Source organism: Fluviispira sanaruensis (genome assembly GCF_004295685.1).
In the GTDB taxonomy this organism is placed as follows: Bacteria; Bdellovibrionota_B; Oligoflexia; order Silvanigrellales; family Silvanigrellaceae; genus Silvanigrella; species Silvanigrella sanaruensis.
In genome coordinates this window covers 1-26,561 of the sequence record NZ_AP019368.1, presented here as the reverse complement: position 1 = coordinate 26,561, position 26,561 = coordinate 1, and the positions used below count along the sequence as shown (strand labels likewise).

General features: G+C 34.2%; 22 protein-coding genes and 1 tRNA gene. 13 read left to right on the top strand and 10 right to left on the bottom strand.

Features of this window, described 5'->3' with window-relative positions; translation table 11 throughout:
• Nucleotides 1-20: 20 nt before the first annotated feature.
• The 4 genes from EZS29_RS00115 (at nt 21) to EZS29_RS00100 (ending at nt 1,978) form a co-directional block, all read left to right on the top strand.
• Complete coding sequence (locus EZS29_RS00115) at nt 21-476, top strand: hypothetical protein (protein ID WP_130605323.1); 456 nt, start codon at nt 21-23, stop codon at nt 474-476.
• Nucleotides 477-487: 11 nt separating this feature from the next.
• Complete coding sequence (locus EZS29_RS00110) at nt 488-1,462, top strand: hypothetical protein (RefSeq protein WP_130605321.1); 975 nt, start codon at nt 488-490, stop codon at nt 1,460-1,462.
• Nucleotides 1,463-1,534: 72 nt separating this feature from the next.
• Nucleotides 1,535-1,618, top strand: a tRNA-Leu gene (locus tag EZS29_RS00105).
• Between the two features lie 45 nt (nt 1,619-1,663).
• Nucleotides 1,664-1,978 carry a BolA family protein gene (locus EZS29_RS00100; RefSeq protein ID WP_130605319.1) on the top strand — a complete coding sequence of 105 codons (315 nt, stop codon included), beginning with the start codon at nt 1,664-1,666 and terminating at the stop codon, nt 1,976-1,978.
• A gap of 3 nt (nt 1,979-1,981) precedes the next feature.
• Here the strand turns inward: EZS29_RS00100 and EZS29_RS00095 are convergent, their stop codons facing one another.
• The 3 genes from EZS29_RS00095 to EZS29_RS00085 form a co-directional block, all read right to left on the bottom strand.
• Nucleotides 1,982-3,535: an Rne/Rng family ribonuclease gene (locus tag EZS29_RS00095; protein WP_130605317.1), complete on the bottom strand. Its 1,554-nt coding sequence runs from the start codon at nt 3,533-3,535 to the stop codon at nt 1,982-1,984.
• A gap of 67 nt (nt 3,536-3,602) precedes the next feature.
• On the bottom strand, nt 3,603-5,084 hold the full coding sequence (locus EZS29_RS00090; protein WP_130605315.1) for a 3-deoxy-D-manno-octulosonic acid transferase: 1,482 nt from the start codon (nt 5,082-5,084) through the stop codon (nt 3,603-3,605).
• A 20-nt stretch (nt 5,085-5,104) separates the two neighbouring features.
• Nucleotides 5,105-6,274 (bottom strand): citrate/2-methylcitrate synthase, encoded by a 1,170-nt coding sequence (locus EZS29_RS00085; protein ID WP_130605313.1) that lies wholly within the window; start codon nt 6,272-6,274, stop codon nt 5,105-5,107.
• A 124-nt stretch (nt 6,275-6,398) separates the two neighbouring features.
• Here EZS29_RS00085 and EZS29_RS00080 point away from each other — a divergent pair, with 124 nt between their 5' ends.
• The 8 genes from EZS29_RS00080 (at nt 6,399) to EZS29_RS00045 (ending at nt 13,754) form a co-directional block, all read left to right on the top strand.
• Entirely contained in the window at nt 6,399-7,469 is a 1,071-nt protein-coding gene (locus EZS29_RS00080; RefSeq protein WP_130605311.1) for an acetyl-CoA carboxylase carboxyltransferase subunit alpha, read from the top strand.
• A 10-nt stretch (nt 7,470-7,479) separates the two neighbouring features.
• Complete coding sequence (cmk, locus tag EZS29_RS00075) at nt 7,480-8,199, top strand: (d)CMP kinase (RefSeq protein WP_130605309.1); 720 nt, start codon at nt 7,480-7,482, stop codon at nt 8,197-8,199.
• A 19-nt stretch (nt 8,200-8,218) separates the two neighbouring features.
• A complete protein-coding gene (locus EZS29_RS00070) occupies nt 8,219-8,932 on the top strand; it encodes a MotA/TolQ/ExbB proton channel family protein (RefSeq protein ID WP_130605307.1) in 714 nt (237 codons plus the stop codon).
• An 11-nt stretch (nt 8,933-8,943) separates the two neighbouring features.
• Nucleotides 8,944-9,387, top strand: coding sequence for an ExbD/TolR family protein (locus EZS29_RS00065; RefSeq protein ID WP_130605305.1), 444 nt, complete (start codon nt 8,944-8,946; stop codon nt 9,385-9,387).
• Complete coding sequence (locus EZS29_RS00060; RefSeq protein WP_130605303.1) at nt 9,384-10,601, top strand: TonB C-terminal domain-containing protein; 1,218 nt, start codon at nt 9,384-9,386, stop codon at nt 10,599-10,601. The genes EZS29_RS00065 and EZS29_RS00060 overlap by 4 nt, the downstream gene beginning before the upstream one ends.
• 14 nt (nt 10,602-10,615) lie before the next feature.
• A complete protein-coding gene (locus EZS29_RS00055; protein WP_130605301.1) occupies nt 10,616-12,103 on the top strand; it encodes a PD40 domain-containing protein in 1,488 nt (495 codons plus the stop codon).
• Between the two features lie 136 nt (nt 12,104-12,239).
• Entirely contained in the window at nt 12,240-13,379 is a 1,140-nt protein-coding gene (locus EZS29_RS00050; protein ID WP_130605298.1) for a PP2C family protein-serine/threonine phosphatase, read from the top strand.
• 15 nt (nt 13,380-13,394) lie between these two features.
• A complete protein-coding gene (locus EZS29_RS00045) occupies nt 13,395-13,754 on the top strand; it encodes a group I truncated hemoglobin (protein WP_130605296.1) in 360 nt (119 codons plus the stop codon).
• A 7-nt stretch (nt 13,755-13,761) separates the two neighbouring features.
• On the opposite strand, the gene EZS29_RS00040 is transcribed toward EZS29_RS00045, so the two are convergent.
• Genes EZS29_RS00040 through EZS29_RS00015 form a run of 6 tightly spaced genes read right to left on the bottom strand, consistent with a single transcriptional unit; the run spans nt 13,762 to nt 23,361 of the window.
• The gene (locus EZS29_RS00040) at nt 13,762-14,598 is read right to left on the bottom strand and encodes a non-canonical purine NTP pyrophosphatase (protein ID WP_130605294.1); all 837 of its coding nucleotides are present in this window, start codon (nt 14,596-14,598) and stop codon (nt 13,762-13,764) included.
• Between the two features lie 19 nt (nt 14,599-14,617).
• Nucleotides 14,618-15,286 carry a fructose-6-phosphate aldolase gene (gene fsa, locus EZS29_RS00035; RefSeq protein WP_130612675.1) on the bottom strand — a complete coding sequence of 223 codons (669 nt, stop codon included), beginning with the start codon at nt 15,284-15,286 and terminating at the stop codon, nt 14,618-14,620.
• A gap of 20 nt (nt 15,287-15,306) precedes the next feature.
• Nucleotides 15,307-17,169 carry a hypothetical protein gene (locus tag EZS29_RS00030; RefSeq protein WP_130605292.1) on the bottom strand — a complete coding sequence of 621 codons (1,863 nt, stop codon included), beginning with the start codon at nt 17,167-17,169 and terminating at the stop codon, nt 15,307-15,309.
• A 4-nt stretch (nt 17,170-17,173) separates the two neighbouring features.
• On the bottom strand, nt 17,174-19,648 hold the full coding sequence (gene gyrA / locus EZS29_RS00025; protein WP_130605290.1) for a DNA gyrase subunit A: 2,475 nt from the start codon (nt 19,646-19,648) through the stop codon (nt 17,174-17,176).
• 28 nt (nt 19,649-19,676) lie between these two features.
• Nucleotides 19,677-22,127, bottom strand: coding sequence for a DNA topoisomerase (ATP-hydrolyzing) subunit B (gene gyrB, locus EZS29_RS00020; protein WP_172603678.1), 2,451 nt, complete (start codon nt 22,125-22,127; stop codon nt 19,677-19,679).
• A 49-nt stretch (nt 22,128-22,176) separates the two neighbouring features.
• Complete coding sequence (locus tag EZS29_RS00015) at nt 22,177-23,361, bottom strand: DNA polymerase III subunit beta (RefSeq protein ID WP_130605288.1); 1,185 nt, start codon at nt 23,359-23,361, stop codon at nt 22,177-22,179.
• 570 nt (nt 23,362-23,931) lie between these two features.
• On the opposite strand from EZS29_RS00015, the gene EZS29_RS00010 reads away from it, so the two are divergent.
• Nucleotides 23,932-25,047 (top strand): L-threonylcarbamoyladenylate synthase, encoded by a 1,116-nt coding sequence (locus EZS29_RS00010; RefSeq protein ID WP_130605286.1) that lies wholly within the window; start codon nt 23,932-23,934, stop codon nt 25,045-25,047.
• Here the strand turns inward: EZS29_RS00010 and dnaA are convergent.
• A complete protein-coding gene (dnaA, locus tag EZS29_RS00005) occupies nt 25,044-26,561 on the bottom strand; it encodes a chromosomal replication initiator protein DnaA (protein ID WP_130605284.1) in 1,518 nt (505 codons plus the stop codon). The two genes, EZS29_RS00010 and dnaA, sit on opposite strands and share 4 nt — an antisense overlap.

Here is a 26,561-nt window from a genome sequence, read left to right as displayed (position 1 = left end):
GTCTTTTAGGGGGGTTATTTGTGGATGTGCAATTAAAAGATGGGATATATCACATATCCGGAGATATCACAGAAACCTGTGATCTGAGCGGTTTTGGGTTGCCCTCTGGAAATGTGCATTTTGACCTTGGCAACATTCGCACAATTAATAGCTGCGGTGTAAGAGAATGGATCACCTGGATACAAAAATTAAAAATCAACCCAATTTATTCGAACTGTCCCCAATCCGTCGTTATGCAATTCAATATGGTAAAAGAATTTTTATCAAACAATTCTAGAGTTGAAAGTTTTCAAATACCTGCTTATTGCGAAAACTGTGGAGAACAAAAAGTTTATTTAATGCGATCAGGGAAAGAATTTCATCCAGGGAAAAAATTAGAGTATGATTTGAAAAAATGTGAAAAAGAAGGATGCAGTATTGAGTCTGACGTTGATTTTGAATCTTATTTTTATTTTATAGAAAGTTTGAAATCTTAATTGAGGCAAATATGTCTAATACTGACACCATTAATCTAGACTCAGTTATTGATGTTCAAAACGAACATTACCGGACAGAACTCGTTGCGCTGTTTAAAAGCTGTGCAATGAACACAATTGTAGCCGAAGGCGATAAAACAATAGATGAAATTAAATTTTTGGCAAAAAATGGGTGCAAACATTCTTTATATATTACAGATAAGATTGATGAAAAAAAATTAACCCAGCATGAATCTATTCCTGCAATTAAACTTGAAAATCTTTTGCTTGTTGATGACGAAACAAAAGATCAAATTATTGACAGCAACGGCCTTATGAAGTTTGAACATGTTTTATCTTGTAATCAAGACCATGTACCACATCTACAACTAATGAATACCATTAGAAAAATACGCGAGACTAAATATTTTGGAGTTGATAAATGTGTTTCTTATGGTGCTTATGTGCATAGGTATGTCTTATCACATTCAGATCAAAGACAATGGTTTCGTGATGCTCTATTTGAATTTGTCATAGGCCTATCGAGTGTTTTAGGACGCCCAACCGATGCCTATGCTCAATTTGCTGTTGAGGTACAAGAAGAACTTCTCATGAACGCAATTTGGGATGCTAACCCTAAACTTCAAGAAGTCGATAGAAGAGTTCCCATCGCTTTGCTTCCTCAAGAAACGGTTCAAGTTGAATGGAGCTTTGATGGTACGCATCTTGCAATCGGCGTAAGAGATTCATTTGGCTCTTTTAGTAAGCCAACTATTTATAAATACTTAAAGTTTTTATTTGCTAGCGAAAAAAAGTCTATGATTCGCCTCCAACAAGAAGCGGCTGGGGCTGGGTTAGGTTTATTTATGGTATTAGAAAGACTAAGTTCTCTTATAGTGACGGTAGCGCCTCAGAAAAGCACAGAAGTCATTGCTGTTTTAAATTTATCGACGAGTCCAAAAGCTTTCTCAAAAAAACAAAGGTCATTCCAGTTCTTTAGCGTTTAATATCTGATTTTTTATTTTTATGAGTGAATCCAGTTGTATTCTATGGAAAACTCATATACACAAGCCTCTTGAGCGGACGTGGTGAAATTGGTAGACACGCTGGTCTTAGAAGCCAGTGCCAATGGTGTGAGAGTTCGAGTCTCTCCGTCCGCACCAACCTAATGAGTCTTAAACTAATAATCATTCTTAAGACGGTGATATATGAACATCCAATCAACAATTGAAAATAAATTAAAAGAAAAATTTAATCCTGATTATTTAAAAGTTGAAAATGAAAGCTATATGCACAGTGTTCCTAAGGGATCTGAAACTCATTTTAGAATAGAAATAGTTGCAAATATATTTGAAAATTTATCTCTATTAAAAAGACATCGACTTATGAATGAAATACTTGCTGAAGAATTTTCTTTAATCAGAGCATGTTCTTTACATACTTTTACACAAAAAGAATGGGAAACAAGAAATTTCACAACTTCTGAGTCGCCCAATTGCATGGGCGGATCGAAAATAAAATAATTATTATTCAAATCTCATTGGAGCAATTTCAAAATGCTCTAAATGATATTCAACAAATGATTTTACAACTACCTTTTTTGAGTATTTTAATTTTAATTCATCAAGAAATATTTTGTCTTCTTCTAATAATCGGTCAGAAACATGCGGATGTGCTTTAATCACAAAGCCTTCATTACTCGAACGACTAAATTCTCTTAATAATTCTCTAATAACTTCATAAGAAATTGTTGCTGGGCTTTTAACATGACCATTTCCTTCGCAATATGGACAATCCACAGTCATTTTTTGCATCAAACTTTCTTCGGTTCGTTTGCGCGTCATTTGCACCAAACCCATTTCAGAAATTCTAAGCACGGTTGTTTTTGCTTTATCTTTTTTTAATTCTTCAACGAGTGCTTGAAAAACTTTATCTCGATCATCGCTGCGATCCATATCGATAAAATCTAAAATAATTATTCCACCGATATTTCTTAATCTCAGTTGTTGTACAATTTCTTTAACGGCTTCTAAATTTGTTTTTACAATCGTGTCACCTAAAGATTTACTGCCAACAAAACGACCCGTATTAACATCAATTGCAGTTAAAGCTTCTGTTTGTTCGATAATCAAATATCCACCGGATTTTAACCAGACTTTTGAACCAAGGGCACGAGAAACTTCTTGTTCAATGCCAAAGGCATCAAATATTTGCGTGTCTCCTTGGAATAATTGTACCTGAGCTCCCAATTTAACGCTAAAGCGATTCAAAAAACGAACAAGATCTTCATATCTTTTTTTATCATCGATTACGATTCGATCAAGATCTCTCGAGATAAGATCGCGTGTTGCACGGAAAACTAAATCTAAATCTTCGTGCACGAGGCATGGAGATTTAGATTTCATACTTTTTAAGCGTAAAGTTTCCCAAAGCTTTACAAGGAAATCGATATCGGCTGTTATTTTTTCATCGGGTACATTTTCACTCGCAGTTCTTACTATAACACCAGCACCTTCTGGTTTTATTTTTTGTACAACGTTACGTAAGCGTGTGCGTTCTTCTTCAGATAAAATACGTCGACTCACACCGATATGATTAATACTAGGCATTAAAACAACATAACGACCAGGTAAACTTAAGTAAGTTGTTACCCTAGCTCCTTTTGTGCCAATTGCATCTTTTGCAACTTGAACAATAATTTCTTGCCCTTCTTTTACGAGGTCCGTTATTCTATATTGCTTTTGAAAATTTTTTGGGGCGCTTGTTTCCACATTTTCATCTTCATCGGGCTGATGATGGTGAATAGGCTTGCCCTCTTCATCAAATCCCTCAGGAAGCTCTTGAGAGTCTTCAGATTTGATATCACCACCGTAAAGGAAAGCTGCGCGTTCTAAACCAATATCAACAAAACAACTTTGCATTCCTGGCAAAACACGAATTACTTTTCCTTTATAAATTCCACCAACTATACCCCTATCTCGACTTCGTTCAATATAATATTCAGATACCTGACCACCTTCGATAAGAGCAACGCGTGTCTCATACGAAGTGCTATTAATAACCAATTGCTTAGCGACCATGACTCATATTCTTTTTTAAAAAGGTTCAAAAATCCAAACACAAGTGGAATCACCTAGACACAGTTATTTATGGCTCGTTAAACAGAGCTTGCAAGACAATTTCACTTGTATCGGGAATACTTCTAAAAAGTTCCAACGATTTCGACTTTGATTGAGCCAAAATTCGAGTTGGGTGGGGTGAGTCGGTTCCCTGCTCTTCCAAACTAACCCACTGAATCAAAAATTGAAACAACTCATTTGTATTTTGAAAAGAAATAGCTCCACCTCTGTTAACAAGTTCTTTTGCTTCGCTTGCACGCACAAATAGATTCCCAATAAGAACAGGAACTCCATGAGCGGCAGCTTCTAAGACGTTGTGAATTTGACCATCGAATCCTCCACCAATGATAGCAATATCTGATATTTCATAAATTTCAGCTAAATATCCAATTTTATCAAATATTACAACCTCATATCCTGAAAGAATATGAGCTGGAATGTTATAATCTTTATTGTTACTATTAAACAAAGATTGTCTTTTTATGTCATGATTCTTTAATTCATATAAATTTTCAAGAATAAAAGAATCATCATTTTTGATTGTATTATTTATAATTGATATAAGTTCACTATATAGAATACTATTCGTACCCATCAATCTAAAATTATCGATAATTTTTTTACATGATTCTTCTGTTACATCATGAGGAACATATATTAAAAACACTTTATCCTTAATTATCCCGCAATCTAAAGCTATTTTATCTTCTTCTTTATGTGGAGAGCCGAAGACTATATTTTTTTTATTTAAAACCTCCCTTTGCGCCATACAGTAAGAATAAAATATTGAAAAATCCTTTTCTATTTTCCGCTTGATACAATTATTTGCTCTTTCAAAAGCACGCGACCATTTTGCATCTCCAGAATAATGAACTCGCTCTAATGGTAAAAACTGCGTAAAATATTCTACGTCTTCTTTCGTTACTGCAAAAATATTCGAAAAATTTTTATAAAATTTTATGTTCCAAATATTACTTATTTTCCCTAATATACCATTTTTAGTTTTTATTGCAGAAGCAGACAGCAAGTTAATCTCAATGTTTAAATTTTTACTCTCATGCAAAAGAGCAGGCCAAATATCGTATCTGACAAAAAATATTTTCGATATTGGCAGAGAGCTAAATATCAATTTATAGTTTTTTCTTGAGTCAATTGGCAAAGAAAAGGCTGAAATTAGTGCAGGAAAATTCTTTATAAAAGGCTCTGCACTTGGCGAAAAGTATGTTAATAAAAAACGAGCGTTCATTTTTTCATTAAGTTTTCTTGCGACTGGTATTGCCTGTTCCATTTCTCCAGCGCTTGCGACATGAAACCAATACACAGGAAAATATTTTGAATTATTTTCTTTAATTTCTAAATAATTATTTTCTGTATCTTTTATTTTATTTATAAAATACTGAGAGGTTCTAGCCTCACAAAACTTTTTAAATTTTCTGCTATGAATATATTTTGCTAACAAATTTAAAACAAAATAAATAATTTTTTGCGTAACCTCATATAGAAAATACATCTAATAATTCCTTAATTTCATTAATAACTTCTCTGATCGAGAGGAATATATGGAACATTAATTTCTCCAACATATTTAGAAGAAGGACGATAAAGTTTATTATTTTGCCTTAACTCCAAAATATGGGCACACCAACCAACCATTCTTGCTGCGGCAAATAATGATGGATATAAGATAGGATGAATACCTAATTTTTTATACACAGCCCCACTCCAAAAATCTACATTTGCAAAAACTGGCATCATTTTCTCTTCAAAATACTTTCTTGCTTCTAGTTCTATTCGTGTTAGTAATTTTAAATCGCTGTCTTTCTCGTCTTTATTAGTCAATTGTGATAATAAATCACGAAATATAATTGCACGAGGATCTATAGTTTTATACACTCTATGCCCCATACCCATGATTTTAGAACCTGACTTTAAAAGATCTCTTGTATATTTTTCTATATCATTACTATTTTTTGCATTATTTAACATTTCTACAACTAATTCACTTGCTCCGCCATGCAAAGAACCACTCAACGCTCCGACCGCAGCACTTGTAGCTGAATAAAAATTTGTGAGTGTAGATGCAACTGACCTTGCTGTAAAAGTAGAAGAATTAAAGCCATGATCCATTTGAATAATCAATGCTATTTCCATACAGCGTGTTTGGTTTTTTGTTGGAATTTTTCCAAATAACATATATATAAAATTTTCAACAAAACTCAAATCTGATCTCGGCTCCAATAAAGGAACACCCAAATAATGTCTATACGCAGCTGATAACACAACCGGACTTTGTGCTATTATTCTCATAACTTTTTCAATATAATTCTCTTCCTCTAAGTAATCTTCACTTCTATCGATACACGCAAGTGCCGCTAAGCCTGTTTGTAAAACCAATAAAGGAGGAGAAAGCTGGGGCATTTCTTCAATTATTCTTAATACTTTTTCTTGAGTTCTTGACATATTTCGAAGACCCCATTGAAACCCCTCTAATTTGCTTTTTGTAGGTAATTTTCCCGAAAGAAGTAACCAAGCTGTTTCCTCGAATGTTGCATGTGCTGCTAATTCCGCGATATTTATGCCCCGATAATACAATCTGCCATTTACACCATCTACAAAACTGACGCTCGTTGTGTCCACAATAAGATCTTGCATACCTCTTTTGAACTCATCAATTTGTTTGAAAGATTCTTGTTGGTTCATCTCAAATAACCTCTTATATTTTGACCAAGACGTACAATTTTGCTACCTACATTAACAATGCTCGAATTTTTTTTTGAGCTGTACACATTATGACATAACAGCACTTATAGAGGATTAAAACATTATGGACATTCTGCAGCTTGAAAAACCCTTGCATGAACTTTCAAAACGAATATCCGAGCTCCGTCTCGCTGCTGAACAGTCGGCACTCATCCCAGATAGACAGCAGGACACTAGGGGATTAAACGAAGAAATTTCTATACTTGAAAATAAATTCGAACTTCTTGCTAAAGAAATTTATACAAATTTAAATTCTTTTCAAATTACACAACTTTCAAGACATCCAAACCGCCCTTATACTCTAGATATTATCAACCAACTCTGCACAGATTTCATAGAATTACATGGTGATAGAAATTTTATGGATGACCAAGCTATTGTGACAGGAATTGCTCAATTTAGAAATAGGAGAGTTGTTGTTGTAGGAACTCAAAAAGGGCGAGGCACCAAAGAAAATATGAAAAGAAATTTTGGTATGCCTAAACCCGAAGGCTATAGAAAAGCTTTACGCGTAATGGCATTAGCTGAACGCTTTGGCCTGCCAATAGTCACTTTTATTGATACACCCGGTGCTTATCCTGGCCTTGAAGCAGAAGAGCGCGGCCAAAACGAAGCTATCGCCAAAAATATTATGGTTATGAGTCGCTTATCTGTACCAATCATTTCCGTTGTTGTAGGTGAAGGCCAGAGTGGAGGCGCTCTTGCTATTGGTGTTGCAAACAGAATTCTTATGATGGAGTATTCCATTTATAGCGTAATATCGCCTGAAGGCTGTTCATCAATCTTATGGAAAGATGGAACTCAAGCAGATAGAGCTGCAAACATTCTTGGTTTAACAGCAGAAGTTGCTCTTAAAAATAAGGTAATCGATGAAATTATTAAAGAACCGTTGGGTGGTGCCCACTGGAAAACCAAAGAAGCAATTGATTCTATCGGCGACGCCGTCGAAAAAAACTTAGTGAGTCTTTCGAAAATGACCAAGGATGAACTTAAACAAGATAGAATCAAAAAATACTTTAAAATTGGCAACGTCCAAAATATGCCCGCAATATCTCCATTCCGTGTTGATAAAGCACCAGTTGCAGCATGGGACGAATCTTGGGAAGATGTAGAATCCTCAATGGGTCTCAATTAAAAGGAATCGCATGCATCCAGATCATGAATTGGCACAAAAATTAAAAGTTATTACAATTGACGGCCCAGCAGGCTCAGGTAAAAGCACTGTTGCTAAGATAGTTGCTACAAAACTTGGTTGGATATACGTTACTACAGGTGCAATTTATCGTTCTCTAGCTTTATTATTTCATGAAGCAAATCTAAAAGAAAAAGATCTTGGAAGCATTGAACGCTTTACCTCATTTATTAATGAAAGATATCGTCAAGAATCTTTATCAGGAAAAGTTTTTCTTGGGGAAAGAGAAGTTACTCAAGAAATTAAAGCCCCATTTGTTTCGGAACTCGCAAGTGTATTGGCTCAAGAAGATTCTGTTCGTAAAAGATTATTACCTATTCAAAGAAAAGTAGTTTTAAATAATAATGGAGCCGTCGTTGACGGTAGAGATATGGGAACAGTTGTGTTCCCCGATGCTCCTCTCAAAATATTTTTAACAGCTTCTCCAGAAGAAAGAGCAGAAAGAAGACTCAAAGAATTACATTCAAATGGAATGAAAACAAATATCAAAGAGCTTATAAAAGAAATTAATGAAAGAGATATTCGTGATACAAATCGAAAAATTGCACCTTTAAAGCCCGCAATAGATGCAATCACTCTCGATTCGACAAAATCGACTCAAGAAGAAATTGCCCGGATAATTTTAAATTATGCAATACAAAAAGAAATGATAATCCAAAAATCGGAAATATAACTTCTGGAAGGTGTTATTAATGGAAACAGTAGCGCAATCGACAAAAATTGATTGGTTTTCAATTATACTCCATGGCGGCCCCATTGGCATAGCAATTACAATTTTACTTGGAATAATGAGCATATGGGCTTGGGTTGTCATTATTAGCAAAATGCTTCGCCTGAAAGAAATGCATGGTCTTTCAGAAAAATTTCTCACTAATTTTTGGGAAGCCAAAAGTCTCTCTGAATTAAATTTGCGTGTAAAAGATATGGATTATAGCCCTGCACGCGAGGTTTTCCGTTCAGGATTCAATGAAATGATTCGTGTTTTGCAAACAAGAGAAAAAAGAGGTTCGACTGGTTCTGTCATATTTGACACAGTTAAAAGAACTCTTTCTCGGCAAAAAATGATAGAAGAAGCAAATCTTGGCAGCAACTTAAGTATTTTAGCTGTGTGCGCATCTGCAGGTCCTTTTATCGGACTATTCGGAACAGTTGTAGGCATTATACGTGCATTTCACGATATAGGATCGAGCGGTGCTTCCAGTCTTGCAGCCGTTGCTCCTGGTATTTCAGAAGCTCTGATTGCAACTGCACTTGGGCTTTTTGTCGCTATTCCAGCAGTTATTTTTTATAATATATTAATCAATCGAATAAAAAAGCATCTTGTTTTACTAGATGGATTTTCTTCTGATTTTATTAATATTCTGGAAAGACACTACACAATAAAACCTGACCAAGATAATACTTAAAGGAATAATTCATGTCATTTAATCTTGATAGCGGGAATGACGTTGGAGAAGGCAGTCGAAAATCAAATTTTATTTCAGAAATAAATATGACACCATTTGTGGATGTCTGTCTTGTATTATTAATTATTTTTATGGTTACAGCACCATTTGCTATTTCTGGAATCAATGTTCAACTACCAAAAACCCAAGCAAAATCTCTTACTCTTTCTGGCGAATCTCTTGTTATTTCTATAAATAAAAAAGGTGAATATTTTATCGGGAAAAACATTGTAAAAGAAGCCAATCTTATTACCCAAATTCAAACATCTGTAAAAAATGATGAACACCCTTCCCTTTTTATTCGAGCAGATGATGGTGTCCCTTACGGGAAAGTCATGTTTGCTATGACTGCTGCACAAAAAGCAGGGGTAGAAAGAATTGGTATGGTTGGTGAAAACAAACGTGACAAAAAATGAAAAATAATAATATTCTTTTAAATCATCCAAATCGTGCTCCAGAAATTGATGAAATAAACATGCTGAAATTTGGAAAAGCTGTTTATGACACACAAAGGAATATTTTATTTTCAAGATCTTTTCCTGATGATTATATCAATAAATCTTACCTTGGTCCCAGATATGTTAAGCCAGTGGATTTACCGTTACAAAAAAAAATCAAACAACCAACAATCGATATTTTAGGTTCAAACTCAAAAATACCATTTTTATCTCCTGATGAAATAAAAGATATTTATTCACCCAATAGAAAGCATTTAATAGCTGCAATTTCAATTCATTTTCTTTTAATATCAAGCTTTTTTGTTCTTACTTATATCTTTAGCTTTGAGTCAACTCCACCAGAAATTGTTGAAGTGACTTTTGGTATGAGTGAAAACTTCGCCCAAACTAAACAGATTTCACAAAAAGATGATGAAGTAGGCGAAAGAGAAGCAACAAAAACAATTCGAGATTTACCTCAACTAACCAAAAATATTGCTCCTGACACAAGTCCAGTTGCTGAAAAGAAAACAGAAAAAGTGACTCCTAAAATATCTGATAAATCGAAAGATCTTATTTTAAAAGAAGAGAGCAATAAAAATATTATTAATAATAATGAAAAATTAAAAACGGATCTTAAAAAACCTATAGGCCCTATTCCTGATCAAGATAAACAAAAAGTTAGCATGGATGAATACTTAAAACGTAAAGAAATCGACACACGAAAAGAAGACACACGTAAAAATGCTGGCATTCGCAATGCTGATCAAGAAAAACAAGAGGGCAGCAAGGCAAATGTAAATAATTTACCAGAATCGCCATTTTCTACTCCAAGTGATATTCCTGCTAGCCCATTTGCGGCAGCACCGTCTGGTGTTATTGATGGTAAAATAAGTTCAAAAAGCTACAACTCATATAAAGCTTATATCGCTCGTCAATTAAAACTAAACTGGAGCACCACTGAAGGTTCAACATTCGCTCCTACATTGAAAACCCGGATAAAGTTTACCATTAATCCCTATGGATATCTCATCGGAAAACCGACTGTCGTTCAATCCAGCGGCAATTCTCAATTTGATCAACTTGTCATTAATTCTTTGGAAAGCACTTTCCCTGTTCCAGAAGTTCCACCAAAAGATATCAATCCACCAAAAACTTTTGAAGCAAGCTACAGTGCAAAAAGTGTTCAATAAAATAAAGGGACAATATGAAACTTAAATTCAAAAATATATATTTAATTTCGTTCATAACAATATTAAATATATTTCCAAAATCTTTTGCAGCTGAGTCTCTTATTAGCAATTCAAATCAAATTTCAAAGAGCGATGATTCTTTGGAAGGTTTAAAGAATAATTCTACAGATTATACAAAAAATGATGATTCCGTTGATGAATTAAAACTCGATAACACAATAGATGTAGGTTCTCCTGGCGTAAAAAAAATACGTATGGCCATTCCTTTATTTGCCATTACTGACAAATCAATTCCTATTAATAATAATGAACTCAATGAATATTCCAAAAGATTAACTTCCATCTTTAACTTCACTAATTGGTTTGAATTTATCCCACAAGATTCTATGCAAACCACACAAAGCGTTGCTCTTCAACCATTTCAAATTTCTCAATGGAAAGCTTTAAAAGCTGAATTTGTTATCTTAGGTAAATTTACTAAAGCAAAAAATCCGAGTAGATATAATTTGGAATTACGCTTATATGATATTAAACTACAAGCACAACTTATTGGAAAGTCCTATAGTAATTTAAGCGCTAAATCGACCGATCTTGCCTTAAGAAGATTCGCTGATGTTTCAGTTGCAGCTCTGACAGGAACACCCGGTCCTTTTATGTCACAAATTGTTTTTGTTGGAAAAAAAGATCAAAATTCAAATGGACAAATATTTATTGCTGATTTTGACGGTGGTAATTTAAAACAAATTACTGAAGATAAAGCTGTGCATATCAGCCCAAATTGGTCTAGAGATGGAACAAAAATTATATACACTTCTTTTAAATCAGGAAAGCCCGATATTTATATTTATAACTTATTAACTAAACAAGAAACACGAGCAATTTCTGGCTCTGGCAATAGCTCTGGCGCAAACTGGTCACCTGATGGGAATTTAATTGCGTTTTCTGCAAGTACAATGGATGGATCAACACATATTTTTACAACCAATAAATTTGGTGGCAATAAAAAACCATTTATTTCAACGAGTGCAATTGAAGTTGAACCAGCATTTTCGCCAAATGGGAAATCAATCGCATACACAAGTACAAAATATGGTAAACCAATGATCTTTGTTAAAGATCTTTCAAGTGGAAACACTACACGCCTAACCTACGCTGGTTGGTACAATGCCAGTGCATGTTGGAGTCCAGATAGCAAATCAATTGTTTTTGCCAGCTATGACAGAGATATTAATCTTTGGGATTTATTTAAAATTGGCTCTAACGGTTCTGGTATTGAAAGACTCACATTGAGCCAAGGTGATAATGAAAAACCCTCTTTTTCTCCTGATGGACGATTTATTTTATTCCAATCGGACAGATCATCCAAAGGAACACGTTTAGGTATCCATAAACTTTTCTACATGTCAAAAGATGGTTCCTATCAAAAGTCATTAAACATCCCAATTTATGAATCTAAACAAGCTTCTTGGGGACCAAGAATCACTCAATTTGAGGATGAATAAATTACCTAGTTCACTCTTCTCCTCTTAAAATTTTCTAAATTTAATGATAAAATATTGGCATGCATACTATATAAATATTCCTAGAATGATACAATTAAATAATTAGCCTTTTATTACATTAATTTACTGGGAGTTTATGAAAATAATAACAGCAGATTTAATTGAATCAATCAAAATACCAATTGCTATTTTTAATACAAATAATCTTGATATAATTCATAAAAACACTCATTTCGATGAAATTTTTAAGAGCTTAAATGATAATTTACTCAATGTCTTCTTAAATTTTGATATTAAATCAATCCTATCATTAACTGAAAAAAAATTCGAATATGCCTGCTCCTTTAAGAAAATAAAAAATGTCCCATTTGAATTTCAGATAAATAATATAGATGATAATCTAAGCATTATTTATGGTTTTAATAATATGAAATTAAAAGAAAATGAATATATCATGAATTCATATTCAAAAATGGTTAATGACTATAATCTATTAAAAGAAAAGCAATTAAAAGATAGTCTTGAAATGGCAAGCAGCATTCAAAAATCACTTCTCCCACGTCCAAATTTGCAAATGAAAAAATTTAACATTTCCTCTTTTTATCAATCAGCAGTTTCTATCGGAGGAGATTGGTATAACTATTATGTTAATGACGAAGAAGCTCATATTTATATTGGTGATATCACAGGCCATGGAATAGGCTCTGCTTTACTTGCTGGTGTTGTGACGGGCATATTTGAAAAATATTTATTAAAAATAATTCATGAAACTGGAAAACCAGAAGAGCCCACTCATTTATTAAATGATTTTAATAAAATTATTTTTAAACTTAGTAATCAAAAACTGGTTATGACTATGTTAGCTCTTGTTGTATCGCATAAAAGCATGAATATTACTTCATATTCTGCTGCACATAATCCTCCTATACTATTAAAAAGAAGTAAATTAACTCAAACAGGGCAAGTTGATATAAAACTAATTGGAAACTTAGGAAGTAAATTAGGTTATTCAGAAAATTTAAATATTTCTGCACAAAATTTAGATATTGAAATAGGTGATATTGTATTTGCATATACTGACGGATTAATAGAAGGTCTATCGAATGGAGAAGAGTATGGTATTAAAAGACTAAAAGAAACTTTAAAGAAATCTTTTTCTCAAGATTTACCTATAGAAGATATTATGAAACAAGTTAAAGAAACTATATTATCTGAGTTTGATTCAAATGTTTTAGAAGATGATATTTCTGCAATTGCTGTTGAAGTTCTTCATTAAAAAAGGAAAATACTCATGAATATATCAATTTATGATAAATATGGTGGCTATAAAACGCTACATGTCGTAGTTAGTTTATTTTATAAAAAAATAATGGAGTCTGAAAACCTTATACATTATTTTGAAAATGTAGATTTAGCTCGTTTGATTGAGCATCAGACAAAATTCTTAACCACTTCCTTAGGTGGTCCAGTCATGTACGAAACAAAGCTTTTAAAGAGCGCCCATGCAAATTTAAAAATACCTTTAAAAGATTTTATGGAAGTAGCAACTCTTTTGAAAGAAGCACTTGTAGAATCAAAAGTAGAGGAACAAGATATCGATAAAATTATTGAAGTTGTTGCGTCTTATAAAAATGATATTGTTACGGCTTAAGATTATCTTATTTTTTCAACGACTTTAACATAGCATTTAAAGCAAAAGCTCGATGGCTTTTTTTATTTTTTTCCTCTAACGGAATACTTGCAAAAGAAAGATCTCTATTGCTCAAAGAATAAAACATATGATCATATCCATGCCCTGTGCCTAATATTTTATTTTGCTCTAAATTTGATATCTCGCCAGAGCAAAATCCATAATGCACTTTTATATGTATCTCTTTATTAAATCCTTTTAACAATGAAGAAATAGGCATAGATTGTGAAAAACTGCCTCCATCAATATTTAGATTAACTTTTTCTAAACAGTTTCTTTCAAACTCGATCACACTTTTAATTACAAGACTTTTTGCATCTATAATTTTAATAGTTTCTTTAAGATCATGAATTTCAGTTAAGTCGAGTTCTATTAAAAAACAAACAAAAAAAGCTTGCAAACGCTTTTCATTTTTAAAAATGAAATATTTTTCAAGTTCATTCAATTCTTTTATTAATTTATTTCGATTATTTTCATCATTTTTTGGTTCACCTGCATAGGTTGCAGAGTGCACGCCAGGTAAATAGTTTAACTCAGGCACACAAAGACCAGAATCATCCACTAATATTTTATGAATTGCTTTAAACTCTGAAATTTCTTTATTATCTATTATATATTTTAACGCTGATAAAATTTTAATGAGAGCATTCGATAGAAAATAATCGGAATTTTCAATAGCTTCGATTTGCTGTATGTTTTCGACTTTTTTAAGCTCTACAAGTCCAATTATGTCTTCATTATTATTTAATAAATTAGAAAACTCTTTTAATTTCCCCTGATTACTTGTACAAATAAATATGCTCATTTTCTAACTTCTAATAAATTTAAATTTTTTCTGCAAGTATGCTTCTTTGGCCTGAGTTTTTCCAGTCTTCAATAAATTGGTTGAGACCCTTTTCAGTTAACGGATGTGTATAGAGTTGAAGCAATATTTTAAATGGCAATGTCACCACATCCGCCCCAGAAATAAATGAATCTGTCACATGCCTAGGACTGCGAATGCTTGCTGCAAGTATTTTTGTTTCTACTTTGTTCGCGGAGTATAATGCTTTTATTTCTTTAATAAGATTGACTCCATCTTCGCCAATATCATCAAGTCTACCTATAAAAGGAGAAACATAAGTTGCTCCTGCTTTTGCAGCAAGCAATGCCTGACCTACACTGAAACATAAAGTAACGTTGGTTTTTATACCTTTGCCATTAAGATATTTACATGCTTTAAGTCCTTCCTCAGTCAAAGGAAGTTTAATAACGATACTATTCGCAAGTTTTACAAGTTCTTCTGCTTCCTTTATCATACCTTTAGAATCTAATGAAATAACTTCCGCTGAAATTGGTCCGGGAATTATGTTTATAATTTCGCTTAATACAGTTTTAAAATCTTGTCCTGATTTTGCAATGAGAGTTGGATTTGTTGTTACGCCATCACATACGCCAAGTTCAGCAACTGTTTTAATTTCCTTAATGTCAGCAGAATCGATAAAAATTTTCATAATAGATTCTTTCATAAGTATTAATATTCTGTAAATACACCACTTGTTTGTGTAACTTTAAATCTTGTGGCTGTATTATACAAGAAGTTGTAGCAAAAAACAAAAGGAATTCCAGCCGATACAGATACATCTGTACATAGATTTGCTCCATTCGTTGTCGGATATGAATAGTAATACGTTAAAGTTGGATCTGTGGTTGCACCTGGATAAGTTGTCGCTCCAGCTCCTAAGCCACTAAAATTGTTTCCAATCCAAGTTGAATCCAATCCATACGTTTTGGCGCTTGTCGTGACTCTATACCAATAAGGTCTACAGTTTCCTCCATCAAAATTAAATATTTTCAAATTTGGCACAGCAGTGCTTAGATTTTTGAATATCGCATTACTCGAAGTTCTTGAATACATATAATAAGTCAATGGTCCGCCATTTTTGGTTGCAACTGTAGCGGAACCTTGCAGCCAATTTGAATTTAAATTCGCGGTGGAATTAAATCGATCAACTACTTGATATTTTGCCAGGCTCGCAAAATCTGTTTTATCAACTGTTGTATCTGCGTTGCGTGCTGTATTTATACTCGCAATATTTGCAATTAATAAATCAAAACCATTGATTAAAAATATTTCGCCACCATAGCCCGTGCTCCCATTGGCAGAATTATCACTGATCTGATTTGTTCCATTTGTCCCTTTTTTAACCACGAACAAACTGTTTTGAGTGATTGTTCCATACTGATTTGCATTAGATGTTGCTGTAGCGTCATAACAAGTTGTAGCAGTTGTTCCTGGATTTGCAGTGTTAGACCAGTAAGATGACCAAAACTGGCTTTGAAAGGAGAAAGATTGAGTATCAACTTTGTCTAAATTCTCACTATACACAATATCAATGCCATTTGAAGTTGCTGCATAAGGGATACCATTTTGATTCCAAGCCAATGGAACAAAAAAAGTGGACTCGTCTGCGCTTTTACCGCTGACAAGATTTGGCATAAAAACTGCTGCTAACGAAACGGCGCGAAAATCAGTACAATTATAGGTCGTACACTTATTATATTTTGCTGCTGTAGTTGAGAAATATTCAAAAGGTTTCGGTAAACTTGGATAACTATTTATCACCCCACCAGCAAACTTTCCTAACGTACCAGTAGGAAAAGCTATAAATAAATCATTCTGTGCATCGTATGTTGGAGCTTCAAACCCAAAGGTATACTGGACATCATTTGTTGTATTTGCAGAGTTAAAAGCTGTTGATTGCTTCACAAAAGAATTTGGATCACCTAACCCATATGACATAATCATAATAGTCTGCGAGGACGAGAAATTAGTTGCTACTTTAGTAAGAAATGTTCTTGGTGGAATATTATTATATGTTCCATCCAAATTTGCAGAAGTGTATATTGTTCCATAGACATAATAAAAATTTGTTTCTGAAGATCTTTTAAAAGTTCCAAGTCTTTTTATGGTTTGCTTTCCACCCGAATTTGGAAAAGTAAGAGTTAAATTTTTTAATTGCTGTGCGCTATTTGGAGAACTATAATCATAAAACTTTAATTGGGTGTCTGCATAAGAATCATCAAACGACAGTGCGACAAGTTTACCATCATTTGTAACAGCAATCTCAGTTCCATGCGACGGAACTGAGATGACTGATGCTAAAGTCTGATTCCCACTTGAATCAACCGTATATCGTTGAATACTACCATCGGAGTAATCGTCATTGGCAGCTGTATTTAACAATAAATAACTGGAAGGGGAATCAGAAACAATTGAACCAGGGTACGACAAATTACTACCGATCGGCTGAGGCAACTTTCTCAAACCACATGAATATAAAAATGCTACTACGGCGAACAAAGTTATATTAAAAAAAAAATACTTTCTATTCATTTAATTACTCTACTTCTTCTACAGATTCTATTTGTGTAACAGGGGTGTCGTCGAACTCGCTTGGTGTAGAAACAGAAACAATTTTTTCTTCATCCAAAATTCGCATGAGACAAACGCCTTGCGTCACTCTTCCCATAACACGTAAAGAACTCACTTTAATTCTTAATACGCGACCTGTATTGGTGGTGAGCATGATGTCAGACTCTGCGTTAACCGACATCATACTGATAACATTGCCATTGCGTTCGCTGATTTTAATGGTCTTTACACCTTTGCCACCGCGACTTGTTTTTCTGTATTCTTCGAGCTTACTTCTCTTGCCATAACCATTTTCTGTTACAACCAAGACACACTCGTCTGGACGCACCACTTCAGCTGCCACAACAAAGTCTTTATCTACTTCATCTAAGGTAATTCCTTTGACACCGCGTGCCGTGCGCCCCATACTGCGCACATCGCCTTCACTAAAACGAACCGCTTGGCCGTGAGCCGTTGCAATGACAACTTCGTCTGTACCTGTCGTTATTTTCACAGAAACAAGTGTGTCACCCTCTTCTAATGTAACAGCGCGTAAACCGCCTACACGAATGTTTGAGAATGAAGAAAGCTCGGTTTTCTTAATCACACCTTCTTTTGTTACCATTAGAATATGTTGGTTTTCAGTAAATTCTTTCACAGGTAACATAGCAGTGATTTGTTCGTTACTTGACATTGTAAGTATTTGATTGATTGATTTACCACGGGCAGTAGCAGAAGCTTCAGGTAATTCATACACTTTAAAGCTATAAACTTTACCAAGGTTAGAGAACATCAATACATAATCATGAGTATGTGCATGGAACGTAAATTTAACCACATCATTTTCTTTTAATGCAGCACCTGTTTTACCTTTTCCAGCTCTATTTTGAATTCTAAATTCATCTTGATTGACGCGTTTAATATAACCTGTACTTGAAAAAGTAACAAAAACATTTGCTGGAGGAATAAGACTTGCGATATCAACATCGCCGGCTTCAGTCGCAATTTCTGTTCTTCTTTCATCACCATGAGAATTTTTTAAATTAATAAATTCTTCTTTAGCAATAGCTTTAACTCTTTCAGGTTTTTCGAGAATATCTTTTAAGTCCGCAATTATAACTAGTGTTTCCTTGTGTTCTGCAATAATTTTATCGCGTTCTAATCCTGTTAATTGTGATAAACGCATATCTAAAATTGCAGTGACCTGTTTATCAGACAGAGCATAAGCTGAAATTAATTTTTCTTTGGCATCATCACGGCTATCTGCAGCCCGAATAATACTGACAACTTTATCGATATTATCAACAGCAATTTTTAAACCATCTAATATATGGAGTCTATCTTGTGCTTTGCGTAGTCTAAACGTTGTGCGACGCGTAATCACTTCGAGGCGGTGTTCTAAGAAGTACTCGAGACATTCTTTTAGATTTAGAAGTCGAGGAGCACCACGCACAATACAAACCATATTTACGCCAAAAGAGTCTTGTAAACGGGTTCGCTTATACAGGTGATTTAATAGAACCTCTGCATTTTCGCCTTTTTTAACTTCAATAACGACGCGAATGCCTTCTTTGTTACTTTCATCACGAATATCAGAAATTCCTTGAATTTCTTCTTGCTTGACAAGTTCAGCAATCTTTTCAATCCATGTGAGTTTATTAACTTGGTAAGGAAGCTCTGTCACAATAATTTGTTCTCTACCATTTTTAGTAGATTCGACTGTGGCTTTTCCGCGAACAACTATGCTTCCACGGCCAGTGCGATAGGCATCATGAATGCCTTTTAGTCCGCAAATCATTCCGTATGAAGGAAAATCAGGACCCTTAACATAAGCCATGAGTTGTTCAATTGTAGAACTGCCCTTTTCAATCATGAAAATAAGTGCATCGAGAATTTCAGTTAAGTTATGTGGAGGAATATTTGTGGCCATACCTACAGCAATACCACTCTGACCATTTACTAAGAGCTGTGGCAAAACGGAAGGGAGCACAAGGGGTTGAACTTCGCTATTATCATAGTTTGGGCCAAAATCTACCGTATCTTCTTCAATAGAGCCCATAAGCGATTCTGATATTTTAGCCAAGCGGACTTCAGTGTAACGCATTGCAGCTGGAGAGTCACCGTCGATAGATCCGAAGTTCCCCTGACCATCAATCAGCGGATAACGTAACGAAAAGTCTTGAGCCAAGCGAACAAGAGCATCATAAACAGAAGTATCGCTGTGTGGGTGATATTTACCCAATACATCCCCGACAATACGTGCCGATTTTTTATAGGCTTTATTATGAACATTATTTTGTTCATACATCGCATATAAAACTCGTCTGTGAACAGGTTTCATACCATCACGCACATCGGGGAGAGCACGGCTCACAATAACGCTCATTGCATAATCAAGATATGCATTTTTCATTTCATCATTAATATTTGCAGTAACAACACTCATTTTTTCTTGTGACATAATCTTTTTTCCAAATTATTACTTTTATTTAAGCGTCAAGGTTTCTGACATTTAAAGCATTAGATTCAATAAATTCTTTTCTTGGTGGGACATCGTCACCCATGAGCATAGAAAATATATCATCTGCAGCCATGGCATCTTCAATTGTGACTTGAAGCAATTGCCTTGAGGAAGGTTGCATGGTGGTTTCCCAGAGCTGTTCAGAGTTCATTTCGCCAAGACCCTTGTAACGTTGAATATAAGCACCACTTCTACCGTCAGCAAGTAAAAATTCTCTGAGTTCTACCCATGAAGTAATGACGCGAGATTTTTTATCGTGAGAATATTTTAATGGAAGAGCAAAGGTAGATTCTAATTGCACAGTCAATCGTTTTAATTCTTCAAACTCTGTAGAACTGACAAAATCAAAATCTAATTTAAAATGATATGGCTTTCCTGCAAGCTGAATATCAATTATTGCATGGTACCGATTATGCTCTGAATCAAAATCAACTTTAGCATGGATATGTCCATATTTTAGAACATGCAGTTTCATTTCAGATATCAATTTTTCAAAATCAGCTTTTTTATAAAAAATTTCAGGAGTCAGAAGCGCATGGCTTACTAAATAATTAACAGCTACAGAACTTCTTCTGCGAGAAAGAATACTCGTAATTTTATTTCGACGCTCAACACAAATAAGCATGTTTTTAACAACAGACATTTCAAGTGTTTTTTCATTTCCATCTAAAATCGAAGCATCTTGCATGGCTGTTTCAACCAAAAACTTTTCGAGTTCAGAATCATCTTTTAAGTAGCGCTCAGTTTTTTGTTTTTTATACTTATACAATGGAGGTTGAGCTATATATAAATGTCCACGTTTAATAACTTCTTTCATTTGTCTATAAAAGAAAGTTAATAAAAGAGTTCTAATATGCGCTCCGTCAACGTCCGCATCTGTCATGATAACTATTTTATGATAACGAAGTTTAGCAATATCAACTTCGCTGTCATGTCTGCCTATGCCTGTTCCAAGCGCTTGTACGAGCAAACGAATTTCTTGGTTTGAAAGCATTTTGTCTGTTGTTGCCTTTTCGACGTTTAAGATCTTTCCTTTTAAAGGTAAGACAGCTTGCGTTTTTCTATCACGCCCTTGTTTTGCAGAACCACCTGCGGAGTCACCTTCCACAATAAATAACTCACAATTTGCAGGATCTCTATCTTGGCAATCTGCAATTTTGCCCGGCAATCCTCCAAGATCGAGTGCGCTTTTACGACGAGTGAGTTCTTTTGCTTTACGTGCAGCAATACGCGCTCTTGCTGCATCTACAATTTTAGCAACAATTTTCTTAGCTACATCTGGATGTTCATGAAAATAATCACTCAATTTTTCATTCAGTGAACTTTCAACTAAAGTACGAATACGTGAGTTTGCTAATTTATTTTTGGTTTGTCCTTCGAATTGCGGATCACGTAATTTAACGTGCACAACACCTGTTAGACCCTCACGGATATCTTCTGGTGAAAGACCTTCTTTGAGATTTTGTACACCTTTATCGCCCGAAGCCAATTGATTTATGACACGGGTGAGTGCAGCTCTTAATCCGGTTAAATGGGCTCCACCTTCAGCTGTATTGATATTGTTTGCATACGAATAAACACTTTCAGAATAACTATCATTCCATTGCAAAGCAATTTCAATAACTGTTTCTTCTTTTTCAGTGTTCATGTAAATAGGTTTTGGATGAATAACGACTTTACTTCTATTTAAATACTCAACAAAACTAACTAAACCACCTTCATATTTAAACTCTTGTGTTTTATCTTTAATTTCATCGATAAGGCGGATGCAAATACCTTTATTTAAAAAAGACAATTCACGTAACCGGCCACTTAAAAAATCAAAGCTAAATTCTGTTGTTTCTTGGAAAATAGTAACATCAGGTTTAAATGTCGTTGTCGTACCATGATGAGTTGTATCACCAATTTTACGAACACTAAAAACTGGAATACCGCATTTGTATTCTTGTTCATAAACACCGCCATTTTTCTTTACTTCGACACGACAATAACTCGATAAAGCATTGACAACCGAAGCGCCCACTCCGTGAAGACCGCCTGAGGTCTTGTAAATTTCATTATCAAATTTACCGCCCGCATGAAGAACAGTCATAACAACTTCAAGAGCACTTTTACCTGAAGGGTGTTTATCTACAGGAATACCGCGCGCGTTGTCAGACACAGTCACGCTTCCATCTAGGTGTAAAGTGATATCGATTTGAGATCCATGCCCTGCTAAAAACTCATCAATAGAGTTGTCAACAACCTCATAAATAAGATGGTGAAGACCGACTGTACCCGTATTTCCGATATACATTCCAGGCCTTTTTCTAACAGCCTCTAAGCCTTCTAAAACCGTGATATTAGAAGAACCATATCCATCATCATTTTTTTCATTGTTTTTAGGATCGCAAACAAACATATTGTGTTTTTTAAACATAGCTCTTTTCTTCAATCAAAAAATTTAAACTTTAAAACCTTAAACAAAATTAGAAACGTGCAGGAACAAGTAGATAGAAAACTTCAATTCCTCTGAGTTCTTCGCCTGTAATTTTAACAGGTCTATTCATATTTTCCCAAGCAAATTGCACGCGAGATCCTGAAATAACACCTAAAATACCTGTTATTAAAGAACCGTTGTAGTTTACCTCAAATGGAGAAGATATGGACGAATTCATTTCTATAACTTCTTCACCTTCTTTTTGACCAGGAGTTGAACTTGCCATAGTCAATAAGGAGTTTTCAAAGTGTAGCTTCATAATTTTATTTTTATCTGCAAATAGAAGCGAACGCTTTACACTATCTTGTATAGATTTAAGATCAACTTGTATTTCCATATTAATTTTTTGAGGAATAGCTGCTTCATATGGAGGATATTGTCCTGCAATACATTTAGCAAACATAGTGTATTCAGGTGTTTCTACAGCAAAAAAGAGTTCTTTATTATGCCATCTTAAAAGAAATTCTGTTTCAGGCTCAAGACCAGCGACTCTTTTGAGTTCTTCGAGGGCTTTTCTTGGCACAAGAACTTGGCTTGCATCAAGATTTTCAATATTTACACCTTCAAATAAAGTGGATTTGGCAAGACGCAATGCATCACTTGCTACCGCATGTAAAACGGCTCCTTTTTCGGTGTCTTTTTCTGCCCAAATAAGAGCACCATTAGCATAAAAACGATTGTCGTCCACAGAAACAAAATCTTTAAAGCTGGAAACAAATTTTTCAATTTGATTTCCTTTGATTTTAACTGTTGTTCCTGTTTCTGGGACATCAATATTGCTTAAGGTCTGGTCCTGAACAAGCTGTATTTTTGCTGAACTTCTTCCACAACGAAGATGAATACGTGAAGGAAGCTCTGCTTTTAAAGTTACTTTTGTAGATGGAAGCTGCTTAACATAATCTGAAAATTGCTTACCAGAAACCTTTATTACGCCAAAACCTGTGTGAGGGGTATCGATTTCACATTTTATAGATAAATTGTGGCTTATAGAAGAAATAATAACTTTTTTATCACCCGAGAATGATAATTGTACCCATCCTATATCGGGATCTATTTGAGCAGCACTTACAGCAAGTAAAGCTGCTGCCAATTTGTCTCTTTCAAACTCTGCAGAAATTTCTGAGTTTAATCCTTGGACTTCGGATGAAAAAAAACGATAGCACTTTTTAAACATGTGTCCACCTTTGAAGAAGTTCACGTATACAACATTTTGCTTAACCTATTGTCAACCGCTCTTCAAGCAAGAGATCTTGAGAACACCTTCTTATACACTTATTAAGAAATAGAATCTCTTTTTTATTAGAAGTAGTAGTAGGCTACCCCACTTTTTGTGGATAACTTAAAGAGCTCTTGACCTAAACAAGGATAATAAAAGACAATAAAGGAAATAAAAAGACTAAAAAAGATGTGGATAACGTGTGGATAACATGTGGATAGAGTGTGGATAAGTCAAAATATCTGTGGATAAGTCGATGCGCAAAAAAATAGCAAAGAGGTTGTCCACACGTTGTCCACACGTTATCCACACGTTATCCACATTAGAAAATTTCTATGTGAAGAGGTAAAGGTGGGGTAGTTTGCTTGAAAAAGTAGAATGTGGATATGTGGATAACTCTATTCTTTTATGTGGATAACTTTTTATAAAAACCTTGAAAATCATTCTAAAATATGGAAAAAGTGCGATCACTTATGTAGGTATGTTACCATGTGGATAACATGTGGATAAGTCGTTTAAGAAGCGAATATGAAACAAAAATCATCGGAGATACATGTGGCAAAAGTTTTACCCTTTTCTGAAGAATCTCTAACTTTCTGTGCAAAAGCACTTAAGTCGGATTCATTAGTCGCATTTCCAACAGAAACTGTTTATGGACTCGGTGCAAACGCCCTAAGCGAAAAAGCAGCTGAAAAAATCTTCAGTGCGAAAGGACGGCCTAAATCAGATCCACTTATTGTTCACATAAGTTTTATGCGTCAAGCAGAAAGTTTAACAAATATGTCAGAATTTCAAAGACAATGTTTTGACGTTCTTGGTACAAAATTTTGGCCCGGTCCACTGACAATAATTGTTAAAGCATCAAATATTGTTCCAAAAATTATCACTGCAAACGGTGATTCGATTGCACTTAGAATTCCTGCAAATAAAGTAGCGCAAGAATTGCTTAAGCAAGCAAATATTCCAGTCGCAGCTCCGAGTGCAAATCGCTTTGGCCATGTGAGCCCAACAACAGCAAAACATGTATATGATGATCTGAGTGACTTCGACGATCTTTATATATTAGATCATTCAGAAAATTGTTCTATTGGAATCGAATCTACAGTCATAAAAATATTTGAAAAAAACAAAATAGCGTTATTAAGACCAGGAGCTATTAGCTCGCTGCAGATTAAAAGTGAATTAAATAAAGAAAAAATCAATTTTAAGTTTGAGATTTTGCAAAGAGTCGTTAAAATACAAGATATTGAAAAAAGCGCTAATATATCAATGGAATCACCTGGTCAATTGCTTACGCATTATGCTCCTACAATTGAAGCATTTATAGTTACCAATCAAAGTAAAAGTGAAAACTTCGGACAAACGTTCTCGAAAGAATTCTTAAATTCTTCTGTTATAATTGATTTTAACCAAAAAAATGCATCTTTAATGAAGAGTTCTTTAAAATATATTGATTTGTCTAGTCGAGGAGACTTCGATGAAGCAAGTCAGAATTTATTTTCATATTTAAGAAATGCGGAGAAAATAGAAGGTGCGAAATATATTTTATTACCAGACTTAATTGAACAAAATAATGAAAAAAGTTTTGGAGTATTTGATAGAATATATCGAGCAGCCTCTGGAAAATATATCAATATTATTTAATTTGATTGCATGATCTGATCTATTTTTCTTTTAATTTGGACAAAGTTTCCTCTAAAATCATCATCTCTTTCTAAAGATTCTTTTACTTTTGACATAGCATGAAGAACGGTTGTGTGATCTTTTTTGCCGAACGCACTTGCGATTGCAACAATTTGTAGACCAATCATTTCTTTTGCTAAAAACATCGCAATATGTCTAGCAACAACAAATTTTTGTTGACGGCTTTGCCCCATTAAATCAGACATTTTTATTTGAAAATGATTTGCTACAACCTTTTGAATAGCTGCAATATCAATTGTAGATTCAACTGAGCCTGTAGGAAATCTTCTCTTTAAAATTGCTGTTACGGACTCTATAGTTGGACTACGTCCTGTCATATGTTGATTCATTAATAGATCTTTAAGCAGTCCTTGAATTTCTCTAACATTCGTTTTTGCATGGGTGGCAATAAGAAATGAAATTTCTTGATTTATTTTTAAACCAATTAAGTTTGCTTTAGTTTCTATAATAGCAACCCGGTCTTCAAACCCAGGTGGTTCAATATCAACAAGTAAACCTTGTAAGAAACGGCTTTTTAATCTTTCCTCAATATTTGGAATATCTTTTGGAAACTTATCGCTTGTGATAACGATTTGCTTCCTTTTTTGATAAAGTTCGTTAAAAGTGTGAAAAAATTCTATTTGGCAAGCATCTTTTTTTTCTAAAAATTGTATGTCGTCTACAAGTAAAACGTCACAAGCACTGTATTTCATACGCACTTCGTCCATTTTACCCACGCGAATACCTCTGTGGATCACATCATTCACAAAGTCTTCACTTGTAATATAAAGTATTTTTGCCTCAGGAATTTTATGTTGTATTTCATTACCAACTGAATGGAGTAGGTGAGTTTTTCCTAAACCTGTTGCTCCATAAATAAACAAAGGATTTGATAAGTTCCCGGGATTTTTCGCAACTGCTTCACAGGCTGAGTATGCAACAAGATTGCTTTCACAACGAATAAAAGTGCTAAAATTTTGTGAAGCATCAAGAGTTCTTGGTTTTTCATTATTTTGGGTAATCAACTCAGGAGATTCTTTATTGACTTGGTTAGATTCTTCTAATTTTGGTTGAACAAAGTTTTCTTGTAGGATTTTTCCTTTTGTTTTCTTCTTTTTTTCAGAATAATATATATTATCATCTGGAAAAAGCGTAATCTCATCTCTTATTTCTGGAAATGATGACTGAGGACTGTTTTTCTGTTGTTTGAGTTCAATAGGTTGAGAGTCAATTTTAAATGTAAATTCTGAACCAAAGCATTGTTTAGCTATTTTTTCAATTTCATCAATTTTTGGAGATATAAATTGATCTCGATAAAACGGATCTGCACATGAAGATATTATAGTGTTTCCATCAATACGTATTGGGGTCACTAACTTGGCAATTTTAGTGGCTGTTGATTTTGAAAGTCCAAGCTCAACAAAGCGAATGCGTAGTTTTTCAGAAAAAATTTGATTGAAATCTCTATCTAACAT